Genomic DNA, 4,100 nt, shown 5'->3' with positions numbered 1-4,100 from the left:
GACCAAGTCACCGCGCATCAGGCCGAACCAATTCATATATGCCGCAACCTTATCATCGGCATCGACCGCGGCGACCGAGTCCTCGAGATCGATGATGGTCGTCAGTGCCGATTCCAGGATGACGTCAGCGACGTGCAGATCATCGGTTGCGCCAACGGGGTGGTTCGGGTTTACCTGAACTTCGACGTGCACGCCGTGATGCTTGAACACATAGCGGGTGGATGCTCCGTCTTGCGCCTTGGCGACAAAATAGGGGCACGCGCCGCCGGACAAAGCTGCCTGCCAACCGGGGATGGCGGTGTCGAGGAAGTCGCGCGCATAAGCAACAACCGCTTCGCCGCGGTCGGTATCATAGCCGCCGGGCCGTGCGGCTGGCGCGGACAGAACATCGGTGCCGTACAGAGCATCATACAGGCTGCCCCAACGTGCATTCGCGGCGTTCAGGACGAACCGGTCGTTAAGGCTTGGCACAACAAGCTGCGGCCCGGCCATTGTCGCGATTTCCGCATCGACATTTTGCGTGCCGATACTGAAGGCTTCGGGTTCAGGAACAAGGTAGCCGATCTCCCGCAGAAACGCCTGATAGGCTTGCATGTCGTTAATCGGACCGGGATGCGCGCGGTGCCAATCGTCGAGCTTGGCCTGGATGTCGTCGCGCACGGCGAGCAGTGTCCGGTTGAGGGGGGCAAACCTAGCGAGCACATCGGCGAGGCCCTGCCATAAATGATCCGCAGCTATGCCAGTGCCCAATAAAGCACGGCTTTCAGTAAATTCTACAAGCTGCGCGGCAACACGAAGCCCGGCGCGGGTCACATAATCGGTCATGAATTGGCTCCAGTAATAAACGGTGCCCTGGGGAGAGTTTTATTGTTGCGCTCCCCCTAACGCGAGTTGGCGGTCGACAAAAGGAAAAACGGTACTGGTATTTAAAAGGCAGACACGGCAAAGATTGCTTATGATATTGAACAAGCATCTGGTGGAAAAACCATGGGGTCGGACGGACGTTCCCGCCGCATTTGGAGCGGTTGACGCGCGGCAGATTGGTGAAGTCTGGTATGAAGCGCAGGATCAATCCGTATTGCCGCTGCTGGTAAAATGGCTTTTTACGTCTGAAAAGCTGTCGATTCAGGTGCATCCCAATGACGCGCAGGCGCAGCAACGAGGGTTGCCATCCGGCAAGGAAGAATGCTGGTTTGTCGTGCATGCTGAACCCGGAGCGACGCTGGGTATCGGCACAAAACGGCAGTTAAGCGCAGACGAGCTTCGGCAGGCGTCTTTATCAGGCGAAATCGAATCGCTGATGGATTGGAAGCCAGTGTCGGCTGGCGATTATTACTACATTTCCACTGGCACCGTGCACGCCATTGGCGCAGGCGTGACGTTAGTTGAAGTGCAGCAATATGCGGACGTGACCTATCGCCTGTTCGATTATGGACGACCCCGCGAATTGCATTTGGACGATGGGGTCGCGGTATCGGTCGCCGCGCCGTATAACGACACGCGATCAGGCAAAGCCTCGGGCGGGCATAAGCTTGTTGATGGTCCGCATTTTCAACTCTGGTATATCAACGCGGCAGAACAATTGGCTGGATTGAACGTAACAGGGCCATCATTTGTCATTCCGCTTGCTGGCGAAATCATGTTGGGTGGGAAAAAGGGCGTTGTTGGTGACTGCCTTGTAACGAATGCACTCAATATGCTGGAAATGCCGGACAACAGCGTATTGTTGGTCGCTTGCCCATTGTCAAAAGGTCAGTGAATGCAGCATCATTGCGCTTCCATGTTTACGTAGAAGGCTTGCAAAGGATTGTAACTTCGCCTAGCTGATGTGCCATGGACCAGACGATAAACCTCGCCGCGTAAACGAGTCTCCGGGATAATATCATTTAATGGAAACAAGGTTGATTGTTGCCTTTGCGCTGTGCGCGGTGTTGGCACTAATATTGATTTTTGCGATTGGACGCTATGTTCGAAAGCGGCGGCAGTTTAAGATCCGGCAAATGGGTCGCGGCAAAAACACGACTGAGGGCGGTCCGTCGTCGCCCGACTGATATCGCTGCTTGCATCTTGTACTTCAGGCATTTAACGGCGAACCAGTCATCTGGGGAGTAGCCAGCCGTTCCAAGCGAACGGGACATGCATCAACATATTTGGCCGAGAGGTCATGGTGCATGTGGGACCGCAAGATCGGAAACGATCGTTGCGGTTCAAGGCGAGACCAATGGCATCGGCAATCCGTTCCGGTCGGGCGGGGTAGCCGGTGGCATTGCGTCGAAAAACTGCCTGACCCCGGATTGCCTCATGGAAATCTTTTTTGCGTCCACCGTGCTCGTGGCGATTGCTGAAATCGGAGACAAGACGATGTTGCTTGCGATATTGCTCGCGACCCGATTCAAAAAACCGCTGCCCGTCATTGCCGGCATTTTTGCCGCCACGATAGCCAATCATGCGCTTGCCGCATGGGCGGGCAGTGCGCTTGCCGGGATATTTACCAGCGACACGTTCCGTTATGCCGTGGCGGTTGGGTTTGTCCTGATGGCAGCATGGACGCTCGTTCCGGACAAGGTCGATGAGAACGTCAAAGTCGCGTCGCAGCGCGGCGCGTTTCTTGCCACTGCCATCGCCTTTTTCTTCGTCGAAATGGGCGACAAGACTCAGGTCGCGACAATCGCGCTCGGTGCGCAATATCACGCCATCTGGACCGTTGCGGCGGGTACAACCTTGGGCATGATGATCGCCAATGTACCGGCGGTCTATCTTGGCGAGCAGTTGGTGGCGAAAATATCGCTGCGAACGGTGCATGTCATTGCGGCGGGCATGTTTTTGGCCTTAGGCCTTTGGCAGCTGTGGGAGTTGTCGAACCCCGCCTAAGCTGTTAGGCGCGCGGACTTACAAAACCGCTTCGGAAAAAAAGTGTTATGACCAAAGACAGCATTAAAAAAGTCGTCCTTGCCTATTCAGGCGGGCTCGACACGAGCGTCATCCTGAAATGGTTGCAGGTTGAATATGGCTGCGAAGTGGTGACCTTTACCGCCGATTTGGGTCAGGGCGAGGAATTGGGTCCTGCGCGCGAAAAAGCGGTTTTGATGGGCGTGCCAGATCACCATATTTACATCGACGACCTGCGCGAGGAATTTGTTCGCGATTTTGTGTTTCCAATGATGCGCGCGAACGCTCGTTATGAGGGCGATTATCTTCTGGGCACGTCGATTGCACGACCGCTGATTTCAAAGCGGCTCATCGAGATTGCAGCGGAAACCGGCGCTGACGCGATTGCGCATGGCGCGACGGGCAAGGGCAATGATCAGGTCCGGTTTGAGCTGTCGGCTTATGCGTTGAACCCTGATATCAAGGTCATTGCGCCGTGGCGCGAATGGGACCTGACGAGCCGCACGCGACTTATTGAATGGGCCGAGCAACACCAGATTCCTGTGCCAAAAGACAAGCGCGGCGAAAGCCCGTTTTCCACCGATGCAAATTTGCTGCACACTTCATCCGAGGGCAAGGTGCTTGAGGACCCGTGGGATGAAACCCCCGATTATGTTTATTCGCGGACGGTTAACCCCGAAGATGCGCCGGAAACGCCCGAATATATCACTGTCGATTTTGAAAAAGGGGATGGCGTTGCGCTGAACGGGGAAGCGATGTCGCCAGCGACCTTGCTGGCCGCGCTGAACGATTTCGGGCGCAGACATGGCATCGGCCGGCTTGATCTGGTCGAGAACCGTTTTGTCGGCATGAAATCGCGCGGCATGTACGAAACGCCGGGCGGCGAGATTTACGCGCGCGCACATCGTGGTATTGAAAGCATTACGCTGGACAGAGGCGCGGCGCATCTCAAAGACGAACTCATGCCCAAATATGCCGAGCTGATTTACAATGGTTTCTGGTTCTCTCCCGAGCGTGAAATGTTGCAGGCCGCCATCGACCACAGCCAGGAGCATGTGTCGGGTACAGTACGTCTGAAGCTGTACAAGGGCATGGCAAGCGTCGTTGGCCGTAAGTCGCCGAACAGCCTGTACAGCGAAAAGGTTGTTACGTTTGAGGACGACGCGGGCGCTTATGACCAGAAGGACGCTGCGGGATTCATCAAGCTGAAC

Annotated in this window: 3 protein-coding genes, 1 pseudogene and 1 riboswitch; of the genes and pseudogenes, 3 read left to right on the top strand and 1 reads right to left on the bottom strand. The window is 55.7% G+C overall.

The annotated features are described in order from the left end of the window. Positions 1-825 (bottom strand): annotated as a pseudogene (locus ACLL9E_RS08935) (malate synthase G); the annotation flags it as partial. A gap of 130 nt (positions 826-955) precedes the next feature. Between ACLL9E_RS08935 and ACLL9E_RS08930 the strand changes: the two are divergent. From ACLL9E_RS08930 to ACLL9E_RS08920, 3 genes are all read left to right on the top strand, one after another. Further along, positions 956-1,759: a type I phosphomannose isomerase catalytic subunit gene (locus ACLL9E_RS08930; protein ID WP_411291392.1), complete on the top strand. Its 804-nt coding sequence runs from the start codon at positions 956-958 to the stop codon at positions 1,757-1,759. Between the two features lie 331 nt (positions 1,760-2,090). Next, a riboswitch (yybP-ykoY riboswitch) is annotated at positions 2,091-2,209 on the top strand. 92 nt (positions 2,210-2,301) lie between these two features. Then, positions 2,302-2,871: a TMEM165/GDT1 family protein gene (locus ACLL9E_RS08925; RefSeq protein ID WP_411291391.1), complete on the top strand. Its 570-nt coding sequence runs from the start codon at positions 2,302-2,304 to the stop codon at positions 2,869-2,871. A gap of 47 nt (positions 2,872-2,918) precedes the next feature. Further along, positions 2,919-4,100, top strand: a 1,182-nt coding sequence (locus ACLL9E_RS08920) for an argininosuccinate synthase (protein ID WP_411291390.1), incomplete at its 3' end; no start/stop codon positions are given.

This window comes from Sphingorhabdus sp. (genome assembly GCF_046596595.1).
In the GTDB taxonomy this organism is placed as follows: domain Bacteria; phylum Pseudomonadota; class Alphaproteobacteria; order Sphingomonadales; family Sphingomonadaceae; genus Sphingorhabdus_B.
Note: the sequence above shows the minus strand (reverse complement) of the source record. Positions and strands in the feature narration are given on the sequence as shown.

What these genes read in the sequence shown, in the direction of transcription:
- ACLL9E_RS08930 (WP_411291392.1), top strand. Translation starts at nt 956, where the DNA reads ATGATATTGAACAAGCATCTGGTGGAAAAACCATGGGGTCGGACGGAC.
- ACLL9E_RS08925 (WP_411291391.1), top strand. Translation starts at nt 2,302, where the DNA reads ATGGAAATCTTTTTTGCGTCCACCGTGCTCGTGGCGATTGCTGAAATC.